13 protein-coding genes and 1 other annotated feature are annotated in these 19,004 nt (G+C 39.7%); of the genes, 6 read left to right on the forward strand and 7 right to left on the reverse strand.

All coding sequences use genetic code 11. The annotated features are described in order from the left end of the window. Positions 1-253 precede the first annotated feature (253 nt). The 3 genes from KI375_RS17100 to KI375_RS17110 all read right to left on the reverse strand — a co-directional run bounded on the left by KI375_RS17100 (position 254) and on the right by KI375_RS17110 (position 3,916). Positions 254-1,336 (reverse strand): Gfo/Idh/MocA family protein, encoded by a 1,083-nt coding sequence (locus KI375_RS17100; RefSeq protein WP_212974683.1) that lies wholly within the window; start codon positions 1,334-1,336, stop codon positions 254-256. Between the two features lie 287 nt (positions 1,337-1,623). Then, a complete protein-coding gene (locus KI375_RS17105) occupies positions 1,624-2,604 on the reverse strand; it encodes a Gfo/Idh/MocA family protein (protein ID WP_212974684.1) in 981 nt (326 codons plus the stop codon). Positions 2,605-3,046: 442 nt separating this feature from the next. Beyond that, complete coding sequence (locus tag KI375_RS17110) at positions 3,047-3,916, reverse strand: sugar phosphate isomerase/epimerase family protein (protein ID WP_212974685.1); 870 nt, start codon at positions 3,914-3,916, stop codon at positions 3,047-3,049. 752 nt (positions 3,917-4,668) lie between these two features. On the opposite strand from KI375_RS17110, the gene KI375_RS17115 reads away from it, so the two are divergent. From KI375_RS17115 to KI375_RS17125, 3 genes are all read left to right on the forward strand, one after another. Beyond that, a complete protein-coding gene (locus KI375_RS17115) occupies positions 4,669-5,751 on the forward strand; it encodes an oxidoreductase (RefSeq protein ID WP_212974686.1) in 1,083 nt (360 codons plus the stop codon). A 3-nt stretch (positions 5,752-5,754) separates the two neighbouring features. Then, positions 5,755-6,576 carry a sugar phosphate isomerase/epimerase family protein gene (locus KI375_RS17120; protein WP_212974687.1) on the forward strand — a complete coding sequence of 274 codons (822 nt, stop codon included), beginning with the start codon at positions 5,755-5,757 and terminating at the stop codon, positions 6,574-6,576. A 265-nt stretch (positions 6,577-6,841) separates the two neighbouring features. Next, complete coding sequence (locus KI375_RS17125; protein WP_212974688.1) at positions 6,842-8,164, forward strand: ABC transporter substrate-binding protein; 1,323 nt, start codon at positions 6,842-6,844, stop codon at positions 8,162-8,164. 199 nt (positions 8,165-8,363) lie between these two features. Here KI375_RS17125 and KI375_RS17130 read toward each other — a convergent pair whose 3' ends face one another. From KI375_RS17130 to tyrS, 3 genes are all read right to left on the reverse strand, one after another. Continuing rightward, complete coding sequence (locus tag KI375_RS17130) at positions 8,364-9,287, reverse strand: S66 peptidase family protein (RefSeq protein WP_212974689.1); 924 nt, start codon at positions 9,285-9,287, stop codon at positions 8,364-8,366. A gap of 442 nt (positions 9,288-9,729) precedes the next feature. Then, entirely contained in the window at positions 9,730-10,377 is a 648-nt protein-coding gene (locus tag KI375_RS17135) for an HD domain-containing protein (RefSeq protein ID WP_212974690.1), read from the reverse strand. Positions 10,378-10,496: 119 nt separating this feature from the next. Beyond that, positions 10,497-11,762 carry a tyrosine--tRNA ligase gene (tyrS, locus tag KI375_RS17140; RefSeq protein WP_212974691.1) on the reverse strand — a complete coding sequence of 422 codons (1,266 nt, stop codon included), beginning with the start codon at positions 11,760-11,762 and terminating at the stop codon, positions 10,497-10,499. Between the two features lie 47 nt (positions 11,763-11,809). Further along, positions 11,810-12,032: a binding site (T-box leader), on the reverse strand. Positions 12,033-12,167: 135 nt separating this feature from the next. Between tyrS and KI375_RS17145 the strand changes: the two genes are divergently transcribed. Further along, positions 12,168-15,149, forward strand: coding sequence for a transglycosylase domain-containing protein (locus KI375_RS17145; protein ID WP_212974692.1), 2,982 nt, complete (start codon positions 12,168-12,170; stop codon positions 15,147-15,149). A gap of 504 nt (positions 15,150-15,653) precedes the next feature. Here the strand turns inward: KI375_RS17145 and acsA are convergent. Beyond that, positions 15,654-17,372 (reverse strand): acetate--CoA ligase, encoded by a 1,719-nt coding sequence (gene acsA / locus KI375_RS17150; RefSeq protein WP_212974693.1) that lies wholly within the window; start codon positions 17,370-17,372, stop codon positions 15,654-15,656. A 209-nt stretch (positions 17,373-17,581) separates the two neighbouring features. Between acsA and KI375_RS17155 the strand changes: the two genes are divergently transcribed. Together KI375_RS17155 and KI375_RS17160 are read left to right on the forward strand one after the other, a co-directional pair. Then, complete coding sequence (locus KI375_RS17155; protein WP_212974694.1) at positions 17,582-18,214, forward strand: GNAT family N-acetyltransferase; 633 nt, start codon at positions 17,582-17,584, stop codon at positions 18,212-18,214. A gap of 141 nt (positions 18,215-18,355) precedes the next feature. After that, positions 18,356-19,003 (forward strand): acetoin utilization AcuB family protein, encoded by a 648-nt coding sequence (locus tag KI375_RS17160; protein ID WP_212974695.1) that lies wholly within the window; start codon positions 18,356-18,358, stop codon positions 19,001-19,003. Position 19,004: the final 1 nt, after the last annotated feature.

Below are 19,004 nucleotides of genomic sequence, written 5' to 3' on the forward strand. Positions count from 1 at the left end.
GATCTTCATATCCTCCTATCTAACATTAAATCGTAACAATTACGATTTGGTAGGTGAAATTTTTTATTGAAAGATTTTATTACGCAACTCTCTTCAATCAAACGTAAATCGTAACAATTACGATTAATATATTAAACAGCTATTCGATTTATGTCAACCATTTCTTGGAATGTCTTTTTCTAGCATTAAACAAACCCCACCATTTACACGGTGGGGTTGATTTGAGAATTATATTTTTCCTTAGGTGTTCTTCCTACAGCTCGGGTATGGTAATATCCACTTCCTTGCCCAGCTCTGAAGATCTTAGAATCCCATCAATAATCGCTTGATTGATAAGAATTTCTTCACCAGGAATTGGTGCAGGCTTATCCTCCTTAATCGAGACAACAAAGTCACGAACTTTTTCATAAAAGATGTTGTAATTATGCTGTTGGACTGGAATGGTGCTTTCTGTATGATGACCTTGGACATCATGGAACATCGTAATGGAGCCAATGCCTCCATCCCAAACACCGCTCCACGGTCCACTTCCCGCTGGAGTGAGCTTCAGACCAGCATTTGTTCCAAGAAAGAGTGTTGGGCCTAAAGAATCTGCATGCATCGCCCATGAAACTTTAAAATTAAGCACTTTTCCACCTTCCAACCTAACAAGTGCGACACCAAAATCCTCAACCTCAAATTTCTCGGCCTCTGGATGATGTGCAGGATTTGTCCCAAAATGATTAGAGGTGAAAGCAGATACACTAAGTGGTTTTGGATAATCTAGTGCATTCAAAGCCAAATCAAGAGAATAACAGCCAATATCAGCCATGGCTCCAGCACCAGCCAGTGACTTATTGACAAAAGTACCACCTGGCATTCCTCTCCTCCGGCCACCACCGGTTTGGATATAATAGACATTCCCTAATTCAGATTGAACGATTTTTTTCACAGCTTTCATATTTGGATCATAGCGCGGTTGAAAGCCAACCGTTAACATTTTATCCGCTTTCTTACCTGCACGCACCATTTCGAGCCCTTGTTCAAGAGTAATCGCGAGCGGTTTTTCTACTAAAACATGTTTTCCAGCTTGAAGAGCATCAACGCTTGTTTGATGGTGGGCAATATTAGGAGTACAAACACTTACACCGTCTAAGTCTAACTCCAACAATTCTAAATGGCTATCAAAAGCCTGAGTATCCGTCAATTCATGCCTATGTACAAATTCCTCTGCCTTGCCTGGAATAACATCTGCAACTCCCAAAATCTCTACATCAGGCATTTGTTTGTATGCACGAACATGTGCGCCAGCAATGCCTCCACTGCCAATAATACCAATTTTTACTTTCCTATCCATATGTTTCCACCCTTTAATCAGTTTTTTTAAAAGCCTTGCCTTATTACAATGTTCGGGAGTATATTCATGCTTGCCTCAGCCGCTAACCACTGATGGCTCGCAATCTTTCAATTCCATTCCTCGCTTGTACACAGACAACGCACTCTTGTTTGTGTGATTTCTCACACCATACTATAAATTCTATCTTTCTAGAGAATATCCTGCCTAATTGCAAAAAAACCATAGCCTTTGAAAAGACTGGAACATAAAAGGCCATGGTTTTTTAATTATACGAACGATCTCTTAGTCTACTTTACTACTCCATCTTCTAATGGACGATATCCTGCTGCCTCGTAGATCATTTCTGTTAGATTGACAACTTCTTTAGCAAATTTTCCTGGTACTTTAACCTCATGCTTTCCTAGGATTGCATCAAAAAAGCTTCGGTCTTGATTTGTTTCCTTTTTAGGCAGCTCTGGTGTGATCAGCTCTTCGCCTAATCGATGAAGGGTAATCTTTCCATTATCCAAGAATATCCCGCCTTTATCACCACAATATGCATAAGTCTCATGCCAAATTGGGGCATACCCAACAATGTTCAAACCAGCAATCACATTATTTTCAAAACGGATTGAGGTAAATGAGTCTAGTTCTACAGGAGAATTATGATTTTCCATTTGTGTCGATACCTCTATTGGCGATAATCCCGTTGTCCAAAGCAGCACATCACAAATATGGCTTCCCGAATCCATTAACATTCCGCCACCAGATAAAGCGGGATTCTTACGCCACACATTATTGGATCCATGTCCCCATTGCTGATACAAGGAAGCCGTAACAGAGGTTAACTTGCCAATTTCTCCATTGGCGATTGCGTCACGGATATACATAAACTCTGGGTCAAAGTGACGTTGGTACGATACCTGTAATACTCTTCCCAGTTTTTCGGCCGTATCGATTAGTTCCTCCGCTTCCTTTTTCGAGCAAGCCATTGGCTTTTCAATCAGTACATGACACCCGTGATTCATGACATCCATAGCCTGTTCAAAGTGCAGTGTATGCGGGGAACAAATAATAACCGCATCCAATGCCATATCCTGCAGCATATCTTTATGATGGACAAATTCTTTTGCATTAGCCAGTTGATACTTCTTAAGAAAATTCTCTCTATTTTTAGGATTTGGATCTGTAACCGCCACAATGTCTACATAATCAAGTTCCGCTATATGATTTGCATGCAGATTCGAAATACCACCTGTTCCAATAAAACCAACGCGAATTTTATCCATACTATTCTTCTTCCCCTCGTAAAATAGATTGATCATTCTATAAAAGGATGTTCAAAAAGTCCGGTAAAAATGACACTTCGAGATAAAGGAACTTCGACTAGTTACCGACACGTCCTGTGTCGAACGTCGAAGTCACCACATCCTGTGGAAGCTCGTTGGCTTGCTTTTCCGCTCCTTGGAAAAGAAAACCACTTTTCCTTCGTGCGATGCGATTCGTGGAAGATTTACTTATGCTCACGTATTAACTGCATACGTTCCGCTGCTCAAAGCTACGCCGCCTCGAACTTTCGACGTACAGGATGTACTAGTGTCGGTGTTGCTGACAGGACGTCAGCGCCTTTAGCCGACTTGGTCCTTTTTATCCTCCTTTTTGAACACACTCTATAAGTACTACAGACAAGCCCAAAACATTCAACTTTTTGACCACTCATTTTAAAAGTTTTTATTTAAAATACAAAGAAAGATGATCCTTTGCTTTTATAATCCCCTGCTGTTCCGCTTCTAATGATCCCCAAAACCGTTGATCTTCTAATTCGATGCTGATCGCGCCTTGGTATCCAATCGTTTCTAAACGAACAGCTACCTTACCCCAATCAACATCACCTTGCCCAGGAATCGTATAACGCCATGAACCGTCAGAAAAGCCGTATTTCGCACCAAAAGTCGACGGCAGCGTTCCATATTCATATTGTTCCTCCGGTAAAATTTCAGTATCTTTCCCATGACAATAATGAATTCGATCCGCAAATTCACTTAGAAGGCGCAAATGATCGACACCGAGACGAACTAAGTGAGATGGGTCATAATTGAGCCCAAAATGTTTGGATGGAATATGTTGGAACATCGCTCTTAAGGTTTCAGGTGTACATCCTAGTGCAGGATATTGCGGAGCTGGGCCTGGCCACCCTTCCAAAGCCATGTATAGCCCCGTCTCTTCAGCCTGTTTTACCACCTCCGGAAAAGACTCTTTCCAAATAGAAAAGCTGGTCTCACGTGACTGATTCGCATCTTGAGGAATAAGCACCATGAAGAGAATTTTCCCTCCTTGTTCTGCTACCTCTGTCATTTGTTGCTTAATTGACTCGATTGCATCTCTTCGGATTGATTCATCTGGGTTAAGCAAAGCAGATGTGTTCTTTAGATCTACTGAACCAACTTGAAGCCCAGCATCCTGTAAGGCCTTTTTTACTTCTGTGTTATAATTCGGTACATCAATCACATCTAGTCCTATCTCAGCTGCCCAATGAGCTACCTTTTCTATTCCTTGTTTACCAATGTTTGGGGGAATACGCATCCCAATTTGATAATTCATTTAACCATCCTCCAATTATATTAACGATCGTAGTATGCTAATTTTCAAACCAGAAACATCAAAAATAAATATATGACGATGCTTGTTTCTTTATTCCAGTATCAAGGTGTCTACAATGATAAGAAACTTTGAATATACTACTCTAGCATCACCCTCCATTCAATATAACGTCTTCATTCCACAGATTAAAGTATGCGCTTTCTTTCTGATAGACTATATCAACTATATTGATATGTCAATAAGAAGATTTAATTTAATAATACCTATATCCGGTCATTGCCGAATTGCTTTTCACTGAATTTTTCATTCGTGATCTTTTTTAATTAAAGTTTCATTGGTTGGACGTCACCACCCTATCAACCCCTCCACATAGGACCTTTATCACATTTTGTAACATCAGCATTCATTCGATTAAAATCATTTTCATATATAGCTCCGTATAAAAATCATTCATGATCAACCACTTTAAGAACGTTCTATACTAAAATATATCAGCTTTAACAATCATGAATATTCATTCGAAACTTTAAATATATATATTAATATTATTTTTTGTACATAAATCTTTCATTCTGTGCTATATTATTTTTAACATCATGATACATAATCAGCTGTGAGCTTCGAACACTTTCAAAAAGTCATTTTTAGAAAGCAGGTGAGTTATTGAGAAACCTGGAATAAGAAGATAAGTTTGATAGGAATTTTTCGAAAAGACCGAATGTTCAATTTACTAAAATTAGGAGTGATTCGCTGTGAAGCCCCAGCTTCAGGTTGGTTTGATTGGATATGGATTTGCAGGCCGAACGTTTCATGCCCCTGTTATTACATCTGTTCCTGGTTTACGTCTAAGGAAAGTGGTGGAACGAAGAAATGAGCATTCAAAAGAGCGCTATCCGTGGGTAGACGTTGTCAAATCCGCTGAAGCGCTATATGCTGATCCCGAGATTGATTTAATTATCGTCACAACACCAAGTACGCATCATGTAGAATTTGTCCGCAATGCATTGAATGCTGGAAAACATGTCGTTGTAGAGAAACCGTTTACAGCAACAACTGCTGAAGCAGATGAATTAATACAATTAGCAAAGGAAAAGAATAAGATGCTTAGCGTCTTTCATAATCGCCGTTGGGACGGCGACTTCATGACTATTAAAGAATTGTTGCAAAAAAATGTTCTCGGAAGAATCAGAGAATGTGAGTTTCAATGGAACCGTTTTAACCCAATTGCTTCAGGAAATAATTGGCGAGATCAAGCTGGAACAGGAACGGGCGTTTTTTATGATTTAGGTGTCCATTTACTTGATCAAGCTGTTTGTCTTTTTGGGATACCTGACACCATTTCAGCCAAGATTGAGAGTCAACGTAACAATAGTGTGACTCATGATTATTTTGATGTCACCCTTGGTTATGAAGACAATTTACAAGTACGTTTGAGGTCTTCCCCCTTTGTGCGCATTGAAAGCCCTCGCTATATTTTATATGGGGAAAATGGGTCCTTTATTAAATTTGGAGTCGATCCTCAGGAAAGGGCATTAATCAATGGGCAATCCCCTGCTACCAATGGGCAATGGGGAAAGGAAGCGGAAGACCGATGGGGAGATATTTATACATCAATTGGGCAATTAACCCTGAAAGGAAAAATTGAAACACTTCCTGGTGCATATCAAGATTATTATCAAAATGTTTATGAACATATTATGGAGAGCGTCGAACTTGAGGTTAAACCAGAAGAAGCCCGATTGAATATTCAATTGATTGAACGAGCCTTACAAAGCAATCAAAAAGGACGCACGCTATTCGTCCATGAAAAAAACGCACTGAAAGGGAGGGGATGAATCATGTTTCCATTTAAAACGGCCCTTAATGCCTCAACTTTATTCCCTTTTGAACTTGATGTTATTCAACAAATAGAAGTAACAAAACAAGCAGGCTACGATGGTATCGAGCTATGGATGCGTGATATTGACTCCTATTTGGAGATTGGTGGAAGCATTCAAACAATTCAAACGGCATTAAAGAAAAATGATCTTGAACTAATCAATGCAATTGCTTTTTTTAAATGGGCAGACGAGGACCAAGAGACTCGTGAAGCGGCCTTCAAACAGGCGAAAGAAGAAATGGAACTTTTAGCATCCATAGGCTGTCTTTCAATCGCTGCACCTCCCTTCGGTGAAGTAGAATCAGTTACATTGGATGAAATGGCTCAATCCTTTGATCGCTTAGTCACACTTGGGCGCAAAATAGGCGTTGAACCACTGCTTGAATTTTGGGGAAGATCTCAGCAGCTTTCTACATTAGAGCAAGCCCAATTGGTGTTAGAAAAGCTCCAGGTGACAAATGGAAAATTGCTGATTGATCCTTTCCATATGTATGTTGGCGGGAGTAATTTTGCAAACTTACAGTCATTACAGGCGACTCAAATTGGTATTGTCCATGTGAATGATTATCCTTCCTCTCCATCAAAAGAGGAAATAGAGGACGCAGATCGAGTTTTTCCTGGTGAAGGTATGTCCGATACGTTTGCAATTGGAAATACACTGGCAGAAATAGGGTATAAAGATTATTTATCGTTAGAATTATTTATCACTGATTATGAAAATAAGTCAGCCCTTGAAGTCGCTCAACACGGCTTAAATACATTAAAAAAAGCTTACACATGACCGAGAATACATCAGTTTCGTTATTCTTCGAGTATTTTATTGTAGAGAAAATCTATTTTAATCTTATTCAGTCTCATTGAATTACAACTATCCAATTCAACAAACATTCAGAACACTTATTGATAGGATAGTGATAAGTGGATATATATGTGCATATATTAATTATACATACAACCTCCCTTATCAGCACAGATAACAAACCTAATGCTGACTTTTGGAGGGGTATGAAAAATATAAAAATTATCGTATTGGGGGTATCACAATAATGAAAGCGATTTCTAAATTATCAATGCTTTTTCTATTGATCTTATGTGCAGGGTTACTGTGCGTAGCTTGTTCTAGCAAAAATGAGCCAACAGGTTCAACAGACTCTTCTGACTCCGGGGAAACGCAAACTGAGGGAACGGAGGAAGCGGATGAAAAAGAGCCTGTTACAATCTCAGTACTCGTCCATTGGGAAGAGGATATGTTTAATGAACGTTTTAAAGATCCGATCGAGGAGCAATTCCCTTACATTACTTTAGAACAAGTGAGAGCAGGATCTGGACAACAAGATTTAGAAGAGATATTCGCAAGTGGGACTTCACCCGATATTTTCTTTGAGCTTTCTCAACAAACGATGGAATATTTAGAGCTTGATTATGATTTAAGTGAAATGATTGAAAAGCGTTCATATGATCTAAGTCATATTAACCCGGTTTTTCTTGATTCGATCCGCTCGAAAGATAAAGAAGGTAGATTACTAGCATTGCCTTATGAAATTATTTACCATGCTTTGTTCTATAATAAAGATATTTTTGATCTATTTGGGCAGCCATATCCAACCGAAGATATGACATGGAACGAAACATTAGATCTTGCCCGCAATTTAACTGGCGAACGAAATGGCGTCCATTATCGAGGACTTGATTTAGGCGATGCAGAAAAGCCTCTTCAGCAGTTAGCAGTGAATAAAACAGATCCGGAGACTGGAGAAGTCATGCTAGATCAACCAGAATTTGGCCAATATTTTGATCTGATTGATCAAATATTAGATACTCAAGGAAATAGCGAGCAACCGGCTTTCGAACAAGGCTTGTTTGACGGGGATCAAACGACAGCGATGGTTACGGCATTTGTGCAAGGATTAAACTGGTGGAAAGATGTGGAAGGCTTAAATATGGATGTCGCTCCCCTACCAGTTTGGGATAGTGGTCCGGCGGTAAGTCACCGGCCAGATGGCGGTATTATCGGTTTAAGCATCAACCCAGAGAGTGAACATAAGGATGCTGCTTTTGACGTGATCACCTATTTTACAGAGGATAAATACCAAGAATGGGCTTCTCGCAATGGAATCGGGCCTTCAAGTACGAATGAAAATGTTCTAGATTCATTTTTCCAAGATTATGAATCAACACACGATAAAAATGTAGCTTCCATTTTTGCCCATCCGCCAGCAACACCACCTGAGCAAATTAGTCAGTGGGATCAATATGTTGATTTAGATCTTAGAAGATACTCAGAATCAGGTATGGATAGCAATGAGTACCTTCGTGTAATTGAAGATGAATCTGCCGCAAAGATCCAGGATGCCAAGAACGCACAATAAATTGAAACTTCATTCAGTGGGGTTTTTTCCGTCCCCACTTACAAATCTCTTTTTTACCTCGAATTCTTGAATGGGGGTCTTACTGCCAGTTAATTCGGGATAAAAATTCAAATCCTGAAGGTCATTGCCTTCAGGATTTGATTCTTGAATGGATATTTATAGAAATGGCCTCTTCTATTTTAGATATGCTATAGCCATATTAAAGGCTGACAGTCGGCTCAAGTATCGTTAATGTATTATTGATTGTATCCAGATTGGCGGTTGCACCAATTGGAATGGACGCTTTATAATAGCCGTGGGCAGACATGAGATTCGTCATAAGCGGTTTACCTAGTGGCACAACAAATTCATTAATGAAATCTTCGTAAGTCTGACCATAAGCAATTGGACAATTTGTACACTCGCCTAAAACAATGCCGATACAGTCGGCAAATTTTCCAGCAAGCTTCAAATGATTCATATATCGATAGACTTTATTAATGGGTTCATGCGTCTCTTCCAAAAACAAGATTTTGTTTCGTGTGTCTATTTCAAAAGAGGTTCCTAAGTTATCAACAAAGGAGGCTAAGTTCCCTCCAACAATGGGACCCGTGACATTCCCGGGAACACGGCTTATAAGTGGAATATCGGGTGGATTAACAATGAGCCGAGGGGCCGTGAGGGTTGACGTATCTATAAAAAACTGGTCGAAATTATAAGCGGGTGTAGCCAGTTGAAAGTCGATCAGCATTAGACTTTGAAATGTGATTAAATCGGCATATTGATAAAGGACATTCAATAATATCGTCATATCACTATAGCCTGTTATAATTTTTGGGTGACGGCGAATGATTTCATAATCGAGATATGGAAGAATGCCCGCAACACCAACACCACCTCGAGTAGGCAAAATTAGCTTGACTTGATCATTTTCAAACATAGCCATCAAGTCAGACGCACGTTCCTGATCTGTGCCAGCAAGGAAGCCATCTTGAGCATAGACATATTGACCCAATACGACTGTAAATCCCATATCTAGGAGCGTATTAATTCGCGCATCAATTATACTCCGGTCTAACGGACTCCCCAATGTCACAATTCCAATTGTATCACCTGGGCGCAAAATAAGTGGTCTTGTCGCCATCGTTTCTCCCTCCAGAGCAGTGCATATACCCTCTAAGGAACAGTATATTAAGGAAGGGAGATATTTATGATCTGAAAATTTTAATAAGGTATGAATCAGGGGCGGATAAGCGAAAAGGATGCATATGTGAAGTCCCTCTATGTTTCTGTCGAACTAATGGCATTACATAATAGCAATATATCTTCAAGTATAACTGCACGCAAATAGGCAGGAGCCTGCCAATACTCACGAAGTAACCAACCCAGTTCATTCACAAAGGTGTTTTTATCGTGATGATTTAAGATGTTTTTTCCTCTCCTTTTTTATAAAAATTTCTATCTCATTAAAATAAAAAAAGCCTGATCCATTTCATATCAAGCTTACTAATCTATTCAGGTTATTTTAACTTATTAATGGTTTTCCCTTTATTTTTGCTTCGTAAACATCCGCTTCCTTAAGTTGTTTAAAGCTCGCCACTCCACTCTTTAAAAAACTGCTTTAAATATCCTTCCATATAGCTATGTCTGGTTTCCGCCATTCTCCTTGCATATTCCGTGTTCATTAAATCTTTTAAATGTAATAATTTATCATAAAAGTGTTGGATGGTGCTAGCATGTTCAATTTGAAGGTGTTGAGATGAATGAGGAGGTTCGCATTCTTCTATAGGATCATAAATTAATCGATCCATAGCTCCTGAAAAAGCGAATGTACGTGCAATGCCAATTGCTCCAATTGCATCAAGCCGATCAGCATCTTGAACAATCTCCCCTTCCTTTGTCTTCATAGGTGGACGCCCGCCCCCTCTGTATGACATTGTCTGAATGATCTCAATAACACTTGCTATTGTATGATCTTCTACTGTTAAATCCTTTAACCATTTTTTTATTTTCTCAATTTGTTCTGCCTCATTCTCATATAATTTAATATCAGCTATATCATGCAATAAGGCTGCTAATTCACAAATAAATATATCTGCCTTTTCCTCTTCTGCAATGATTTTGGCTGTTTGAGTAACCCGAACAATATGCCACCAATCATGTCCACTTGCATCCGCTTTCAACTTTTGATAGACCCATTCTCGTGTTTTATCTAAAATAACGGCTTTATCCATGTGTCTTCGCTCCACCTATATCTTTTTTGTAGGCTCAAACTTCTTATGCAGGATTAGAACGGCGCAGTCATTATTACGCTTTACGCCGTTCTCCATATCATTATATCTTTCTGCTCTTCTTATTTATATTGAAGCAAATAATATTTTTTCTTTCCGCGACGGATGACAGTGAATTTTCCATCCAATTTGTCGCTTTCTTCTATTATATAATGCACATCCGTCATTTTCTCCCCATTAATGGAGACTGCACCATTTTGAATATCTTCTCTTGCTTGACGTTTGGATGGTGAGATTTTTGCCTGTACTAAAATTTCGACTAGTCCAGTTTCCATTCCTTCTTCATGTTCAAATGTAGGGACATCCTTCATACCTTGGGCAATTTCCTTTGCATTTAAAGAAGCAAAGTTGCCACTAAATAAAGCTTCCGTTATGCGAATAGCTTGCTGTAAGGCCTCTTCCCCATGGATTAATCGTGTCATTTCTTCTGCTAATGTCCGTTGTGCTTTCCTTAAATGGGCTTCTGATTGTACTGATTTCTCCAGCTCTTCAATTTCCGGTTTTTCCAAAAAGGTAAATAGCTTTAAATATTTGATCACATCGGCATCTGAAGTATTAATCCAAAATTGATAAAATTCATAAGGAGTCGTTTTGTCTGGATCAAGCCAAATGGCCCCACTCTCTGTTTTACCAAATTTTGTCCCATCTGCCTTTGTTACCAAAGGAATCGTCATCCCAAATGCCTTCGCACCTTCTCCAGACATTTTTCGAATCATTTCTAAGCCAGTTGTAATATTTCCCCATTGATCACTACCACCAATTTGCATTTTACAGTTCCAGCTTTCGTACAATTGGTAGAAATCAATCGCTTGAAGAATGGTATACGTAAATTCGGTGAATGAGATTCCGGTCTCCAATCGTGATGAAATCGTATCCTTGGCCAGCATATAGTTAACACCAATATTTTTCCCATAATCTCTTAAGAAAGTAATCAAATCCATTGGTCCTACCCAATCAAAGTTGTTTGTTAGGACCGCTCCATTTTCACCTTGAAAATCAAAGATTTGCTCAAGCTGCTTTTTAAGTCCTTGCACATTTTGCTCGACTTGTTCCATCGTTTGCAGCTTTCTCTCTTCTTTTTTCCCACTAGGGTCGCCAATCAATCCTGTCGCCCCACCAACCAAAACAATAGGACGATGTCCATGTGTCTGAAATCTTCTAAGGGTAAGAAATGGCAGCAAGTGGCCGATATGCATGCTATCCGCGGTTGGGTCCACACCACAATATAAAGATATTTTTTCTTTATTTAATGTGTCTGCTAAACCTTCCCCATCCGTTTCTTGATAAATGAGACCTCTCCATTTTAAATCATCTAATAATGTACTCATCTTCTGTCCTCTCTTTCAAAAAAATAAAAAACGCCCCTTCGTAAAAACGAAGGGACGAATTATTATCGTGGTACCACCCAACTTGAGAAACGATTGCTCGCTTCCCCGCTCTCCATATATAACGGCATTAAACCGTTTGTCGCTATTAATCATTCTTCACGACAAATGCTCAAGGAGGTAATTCGTTCGACTGTTTGTATCGATTTGCACCAACCATCGATTCTCTAATCACAGGGACAGCCCACTACTTATTCCTATCAAAGCAAGTATGTTTTTTAATGAACTTAACGTATTTTAACCATATTCCAACAAGAATGTCAAATTCCCACAAAAATTTCGCTTACTCTACCATTCCTATCCATGAATTATGCTATAATAGGAATGATTTTGGGAGGGATGAAAAAAATGAAAGACCAAGTGCAAAAAATTTGGGAGAGTATCAAAGAATTTGCTTCCAAAATTCATTATAAATCGATCTTAAGAGGGGCGAGAGTTACATACGGTGTAACTTGGAATCTTCTGCTTCTATTTATCATTGTCTTTATTATTGGGGGAGCTTTTGCAGGTGGTATTGGATTAGGTTATTTTGCCTCACTTGTTAAAGACCAAAAAGTATTGGCAAAAGAAGAGATGGTGAAAAGTGTTCACCAATATGAGGAAACTTCCACAGTTTATTTTGCTGGTAATAAAGAATTAGGGAAATTACGGGCTGATATTGACAGAGAAGAAATTAAAATTGACGAAGTTTCCGATAACCTAAAGAAAGCCGTTGTTGCAACAGAAGATGAATATTTTTATGAGCATAAAGGAGTCGTTCCAAAAGCTCTATTTAGGGCCGTATTCCAAGAATTTACGAATTCCGCTGTGCAATCAGGAGGAAGTACACTCACACAGCAATTAATAAAAAACCAAATTCTTACAAACGAAGTTTCTTTCGATCGAAAGGCAAAAGAAGTTTTGCTCGCCCTGCGGATTGAACGTTTTATGGATAAGGATGAAATTTTAGAAGCCTATTTGAATGTCACGACATTTGGGCGAAATTCTACTGGGCAAAATATTGGCGGTGTACAAGCAGCCGCAACGGGAATTTTTGGTGAGGATGCAAAAGATCTTACCCTCCCCCAAGCTGCCTTCATTGCTGGTTTACCACAAAGTCCATTCAGGTATACTCCCTTTACAAACCAAGGAGAAATAAAAGATCCTGAATTGCTAGAGCCTGGTATAAATCGAATGAAGACCGTTTTAAACAGAATGAAAAAAGAAGGTTATATTAAGGAAAAAGAATATAAAGAAGCTATCGCTTATGACATTACAAAGGATTTCATTCCTAAGCAGCAACGATCTTATGATAAGTACCCTGCTATAATGGCGGAAATTGAAGAAAGATCAATTGACATATTAGCAGAAGTGCTCGCGAAACAAGATGGCCACAAAAAGAAAGATTTAGAGAAAGATGAAGATTTAAAACAAAAGTACGTAACCTTAGCTGACCGGGATATTCGCCAAAATGGCTATCAAATACATTCCACCATTAACAAAAAGTTATATGATACTTTTGAAAAAGCAAAGAATGAATATCAGAACTACGGTCCTACCTATAAAAGAGACCGAACAAACCCAGAGACAGGCGAAATGGAAGAAGTTGACGATCCGATGCAGGTCGGGGCAATTTTAATTGATAATAAAACAGGGAAAATTTTAAGTTTTGTTGGGGGGCGAGATTTTAAACAAGATCAATGGAATTATGCCACCAATGTACCAAGACCAAATGGATCCAGTATGAAGCCATTACTTGTTTACGGTCCAGCAATCGAAATGGGAGAAAGTGCTCCCGGTGCAGTCATTGCCGATTTACCGTATAATTTCCCTAATGGTTCCGGTGGAACGTACACACCAAAAAACTACTCTTCTTGGAGATACTATGGTCTTGTATCAGCAAGAGAAGCTTTAGCCAATTCCTATAATGCTTCAGCCGTTAGTACTTTTTATAAAATTCGCGATAAGGATCCTGCGAAATATTTACGTAAGATGGGAATTACCAGCGTTAGTAAAGAAGAAGGAAGTTATCTCTCCTCTGCACTCGGTGGACTCACACATGGGGTGAAGGTAGAAGAAAACACCAATGCCTATACAACCTTTGCCAATGGAGGAGAATTCATTGATGCTTATATGGTTGACAAGATTACAGACCATGATGGCGAGATTGTCTATGAGCATAAGAAAAAGCCTGTTGAAGTTTTCAGCCCACAAACCGCTTATTTAATGATTGATATGATGCGTGACGTATTCAATCGACCAGGGGCAACGGCTTCCTCTGTTCCTGGAATGTTAAAGTTTTCTACAGATTGGGCAGGAAAAACAGGGACAACGAATGAATATCGTGATTCATGGCTCATTGGTTCAAATCCGAATATCACATTTGGTTCTTGGGTTGGTTATGCTTCTAATCGAACATCAAGTACGGATAATGGACAACGGAATTATGGAATTTGGGCCAAGCTGATGAACGCGGCTTATGATGTAGATCCAGAATTAATTGCACCAAAAGAACGTTTTAAAGCCCCTGGGGGAATTGTGAACCGTTCTTACTGTGCCGTTTCTGGAATGGCTCCATCTGAAGCCTGTCAAAAAGCAGGACTTGTTCGAACAGATATCTATAATGCAAAATATGTACCAGATAAAACAGATGATAGCCTAGGTGCCGGTGGCCGCTATATTTTAGCCAATGGAAATAAATATGCTGCCTTATCTTCTACACCGAAAGAATTTACAAAATCAGGATTGATCATCAATCAAAGTTTTCTAAATCGAATCACCTATGGTTTTGTGAGTGACTATTCCCAACTCGTTCCAGCAAATTCCCAATGGGAAAAACTGGTTGTAGCCGATGCTAAATTAGAAGATGATGGGAAAGCACCAGCAACTGTTTCTGCAAAAATGGATGGCCAAACAATTACATGGAGTAGATCTGACAGTCACGATGTTATCGGATATCGTGTATATAATGAAGGTGGTAAAAAAGTCGCTTCTGTTCTTTCCGATGGTACACTCTCTCAAAAAGTCGGAAATGGAAAATTCTATGTTGTCGCAGTCGATGTAGCTGGCAGGGAATCTAAACCGTCCAATCATGTTGGCAAAGATAGGGAAGAAGAGAAGAAAAAAGAAGAGGAAAAGAAAAAGAAAGAAGAAGAAGACAAAGCTAAAGAAGTGGCAAAAAAAGCAGAAGAGGAAAATAAGAAAAAAGAAGAACAGCAAAAAGTAAAAGATGAGCAAAAAAAAGCAGAAGAAGCAAAACAAAAGGAACAAGAGCAAAAGCAGGAGGAAGCAAACAAGGAGAAAGAGAAAGAAGAGGAAAAAGAGCCGCCAAAGCAGGATGAAGAAGAATAGACCGAACCAGCTTTATCTATACAAAAAAAAGTGGTTACCCTTTTATCAAGGGTAACCACTTTTTTCAAAGTCGGATGTCCTTACTACAACCGCCCTCCGCTTTTCTTTGGCTAGCTACTGCGCCTAGCGACTAGCAAATTTACGTCTTCCTCCTACGATAAGTCAACATCGACTCGTCCTGCGGACTCCTCGTGTTTCCTTTATCTCGTCGAAAGTCTTTAAATTTAGGCCAACAAGATGTTGGTCAGAACAGCGTTGCGACGTACAGGAAGTACTAGTGCAGACGAAGCGACAGGACGTCGCGTTTGAGTCTGCCGCCAGGACGGCGCGAATTTAGCTGTTCATCATCCCGCTAAACAGGCGCTTCCGCTTTTCTCTGTCTAGCTGCAGGCGGTAGGGGCTCGAGGTCAAATAACCCTGAACCCATAAAGGGAAAGTTCACCCTTCTTTGGTTCAGGAACATTTGCTTGTCGCCCCTAGGCAACCGCCTTCCGCTTTTCTAGTCTAGTCTTCCATTGTGGATAGGTCGCCTGTTGGTAAATCAAGCTCCCAGGCCTTTAAGACCCGGCGCATAATTTTCCCGCTTCGTGTTTTCGGCAGCTTGTCGCGGAATTCAATTTCACGGGGTGCTGCGTGGGCAGCAAGACCTTTTTTCACAAATTGTCTAATATCCTCTTTTAATTCGTCTGTTGGTTCGTTTCCTTCAAGTAGAGCAACGAACGCTTTAATGATTTCACCGCGAACAGGATCGGGTTTTCCAATTACCCCTGCTTCTGCCACAGCTGGGTGCTCAAGAATTTTACTCTCTACTTCAAATGGACCTACTCGTTCACCAGAGGTCATAATGACATCATCGACTCTCCCTTGGAAGAAGAAGTAGCCATCTTCATCCACATAGGCAGAATCACCTGAAACATACCAGCCTCCTGGTAGAAAATATGAATCATACTTTGCCTGGTTGTTCCAGACCGCACGCATCATAGAAGGCCAACCTTTCTTAATCGCTAAATTCCCCATCCGATTAGGCGGTAAGATATTTCCTTGGTCATCTACAATCGCAGCTTCTACGCCTGGGATTGGTTTCCCCATTGAGCCTGGTTTAATTTCTAAGCAAGGGAAATTCACAATCAATTGTGCCCCTGTTTCCGTCATCCACCACGTATCATGGATCCGTTTGTTGAACACTTTTGATCCCCAGCGAATCACTTCCGGATTAAGCGGTTCACCTACACTCAACACATGGCGAAGCTCTGAAAGATCAAATTGTTTTACTAGCTCATCCCCAGCACTCATTAACATTCTAAATGCCGTTGGAGCGCTATACCACACAGTCACACCAAAATCCTCTAAAGTTTGATACCAAGTTTCTGGCTTAAACCGTCCTCCTACAATCACATTTGATGCACCTGCTAGCCACGGTCCAAAAATCCCGTACGATGTACCTGTTACCCAGCCTGGATCAGCTGTACACCAATAGACATCTTCTTCTTGTAAGTCTAATACCCAACGGGCTGTCTGATATTGCTGAACCATGGCATTATGAACATGAAGGACCCCTTTAGGACGACCAGTTGAACCAGAAGTGTAGTGTAAAATTAGGCCATCTTCCCGATCCACCCATTCAATATCTAAATCGTTATCTGCTTCATGCATATGTTTTTGAAAATCAATAAGCGTTTCTGTTTCTTCAACATCTTCTCCTACCAGGAAAACAGTCTTCAAATCAGGCAATTCTTCGACTGGAACCCTTTCAAGTAATTCTGGAGTCGTCACAAGCACTTTCGCTTTACTATCTTCTAATCTATCTTTCACGGCCCCTTCCATAAAAGCCTCGAACAAAGGACCGACGATCGCACCAAGCTTAATCGTTCCCAATGTGGCAAAATATAATTCAGGGGAACGAGGCATGAAGATAAAGACTCGGTCTCCTTTTTCAACATTTCCATGCGTTTTCAAAACGTTAGCAGCCTTATTCGTCAATAATTTCATATCACGAAATGTATATTTTTCCTCCCTATTATCATCACGAAAATAAAGAGCAACCTTATTTTTCCTAAACGTTTCTGCATGACGATCAATGGCTTCATAAGCCATATTGACTCGACCTGTTTCATACCATGAGAACTGCTTCTCAGTATCAGCCCAATCAAAATTTGCACAAGTATCCTTGTAGTTTACTAGATTGTATTTACCTTGAACAACCGGTAACGCTTCCAAGTTCATTTCTTGACAACTCCCTTTTGTTCGATTTACATTCACCACTCTTCTAGTAGCGTATAAGCTATCATTCTCTTATTTTAAAATAGCTTTCACTGTATACGCTTACTATAAATGGTGTATACTATTATAATATAAGACTAACTCATTCACAATTTTTTCACAATATATTTAATCATTTTTTAATGTTAATCGATCTGAAAGGAGGGGTTTAAATGGATCACAAAAAAACATATAATGCTAGACAGCTTAAGAGCAATAATGGAACTTTGCTGATTGAAGGCCCAATATCAGGAGATACGCTGGCAAATTTAGCGTTTCATGAGGACTTAGTCGCTTTTAGGCCCGCTAAACAGCAACAGGAAGCGCTAGTTGAAATTGCTGATCTCCCTGAAGGGCGCATTATTATCGCTCGCGAAGAAAATCAAGTTGTCGGCTATGTCACCTTCCTATATCCTGATCCACTTGAACGCTGGTCGCAAGGAAATCTTGAAAATTTAATTGAGCTAGGTGCGATAGAAGTAGTCCCAAAATTTCGCAGTGCCGGTGTTGGGAAGGCCTTGCTAGATGTATCCATGATGGATGATGCAATGGAGGATTATATTATTATCACAACAGAATATTATTGGCACTGGGATCTTAAAGGGACTGGATTAAATGTGTGGGAATATCGAAAAGTGATGGAGAAAATGATGAGTTCAGGCGGCCTTGTATGGTATGCAACAGATGATCCTGAGATCACCTCTCATCCGGCCAATTGCTTAATGGTCCGTGTTGGTAAAAGAGTGCCCCCAGATTCTGTCCAGAAATTTGATAATATCCGGTTTATCAATCGTTTTATGTATTAACGATTTTCTCTAAACAGACACTTCGTGATAGAAGAACTCGATTATGTATTAAACTTTCAGTGGCGGACGTTAGCAATTGATGTCAGCACCTTTAAGCTGACTTGGCCATTTTTACATATACTTGAATAGGAGTTGACTGGATTGCTTGTAGAAGAAATAATGAAAAAAAATGTTATAACCCTTACTCCCGATGATTCTCTAAGAGCAGCGATTGAGCTGATGCATGATGCTAAAATTCGCCATTTGCCATTATTGAACAATAAACAAGAAATTGCTGGACTTGTAACAGAAAGAGATATTAAAGCCGCTACACCTGTTTTATTGGAAGGTGATAAGGCGCAGGAGTTATTAGAACAACCATTATCAACTATCATGATCACAGAGGTAATCACGGGGCATCCGCTGGATTTTGTTGAAGAGGTTGCTTCTTTATGCTACATCCATCGCATTGGGTGTCTTCCGATTGTTCAAAACAATAAACTTATTGGCATTTTAACAAGTACTGATTTATTACATACGCTTGTAAAGTTAACTGGCGCAGATCAACCTGGCTCCCAGATTGAAATTAGAGTTCCCAATCGTGCGGGTATCTTACATGAAGTTACGTCTATTTTTAAAAATAACCAAATCAATGTCTTAAGTGTTCTAGTTTATCCTGATTCTCATAATATGGACCATAAAGTGCTGGTATTTAGGGTCGCTACTATGAATCCCCTTAAGCTTGTGCAGACTTTGAAAGAGTTTGGACTTGATGTGATTTGGCCAAATATCCCTGGTTTGGATGAGTGAC

The sequence above is a fragment of the Bacillus sp. J14TS2 genome (assembly GCF_018333015.1).
GTDB lineage: Bacteria > Bacillota > Bacilli > Bacillales > Bacillaceae_C > Lederbergia.

What these genes read in the sequence shown, in the direction of transcription:
- KI375_RS17105 (WP_212974684.1), bottom strand. Translation starts at nt 2,604, where the DNA reads ATGGATAAAATTCGCGTTGGTTTTATTGGAACAGGTGGTATTTCGAAT.
- KI375_RS17125 (WP_212974688.1), top strand. Translation starts at nt 6,842, where the DNA reads ATGAAAGCGATTTCTAAATTATCAATGCTTTTTCTATTGATCTTATGT.
- KI375_RS17100 (WP_212974683.1), bottom strand. Translation starts at nt 1,336, where the DNA reads ATGGATAGGAAAGTAAAAATTGGTATTATTGGCAGTGGAGGCATTGCT.
- KI375_RS17135 (WP_212974690.1), bottom strand. Translation starts at nt 10,377, where the DNA reads ATGGATAAAGCCGTTATTTTAGATAAAACACGAGAATGGGTCTATCAA.
- KI375_RS17110 (WP_212974685.1), bottom strand. Translation starts at nt 3,916, where the DNA reads ATGAATTATCAAATTGGGATGCGTATTCCCCCAAACATTGGTAAACAA.
- tyrS (WP_212974691.1), bottom strand. Translation starts at nt 11,762, where the DNA reads ATGAGTACATTATTAGATGATTTAAAATGGAGAGGTCTCATTTATCAA.
- acsA (WP_212974693.1), bottom strand. Translation starts at nt 17,372, where the DNA reads ATGAACTTGGAAGCGTTACCGGTTGTTCAAGGTAAATACAATCTAGTA.
- KI375_RS17145 (WP_212974692.1), top strand. Translation starts at nt 12,168, where the DNA reads ATGAAAGACCAAGTGCAAAAAATTTGGGAGAGTATCAAAGAATTTGCT.
- KI375_RS17120 (WP_212974687.1), top strand. Translation starts at nt 5,755, where the DNA reads ATGTTTCCATTTAAAACGGCCCTTAATGCCTCAACTTTATTCCCTTTT.
- KI375_RS17155 (WP_212974694.1), top strand. Translation starts at nt 17,582, where the DNA reads ATGGATCACAAAAAAACATATAATGCTAGACAGCTTAAGAGCAATAAT.
- KI375_RS17130 (WP_212974689.1), bottom strand. Translation starts at nt 9,287, where the DNA reads ATGGCGACAAGACCACTTATTTTGCGCCCAGGTGATACAATTGGAATT.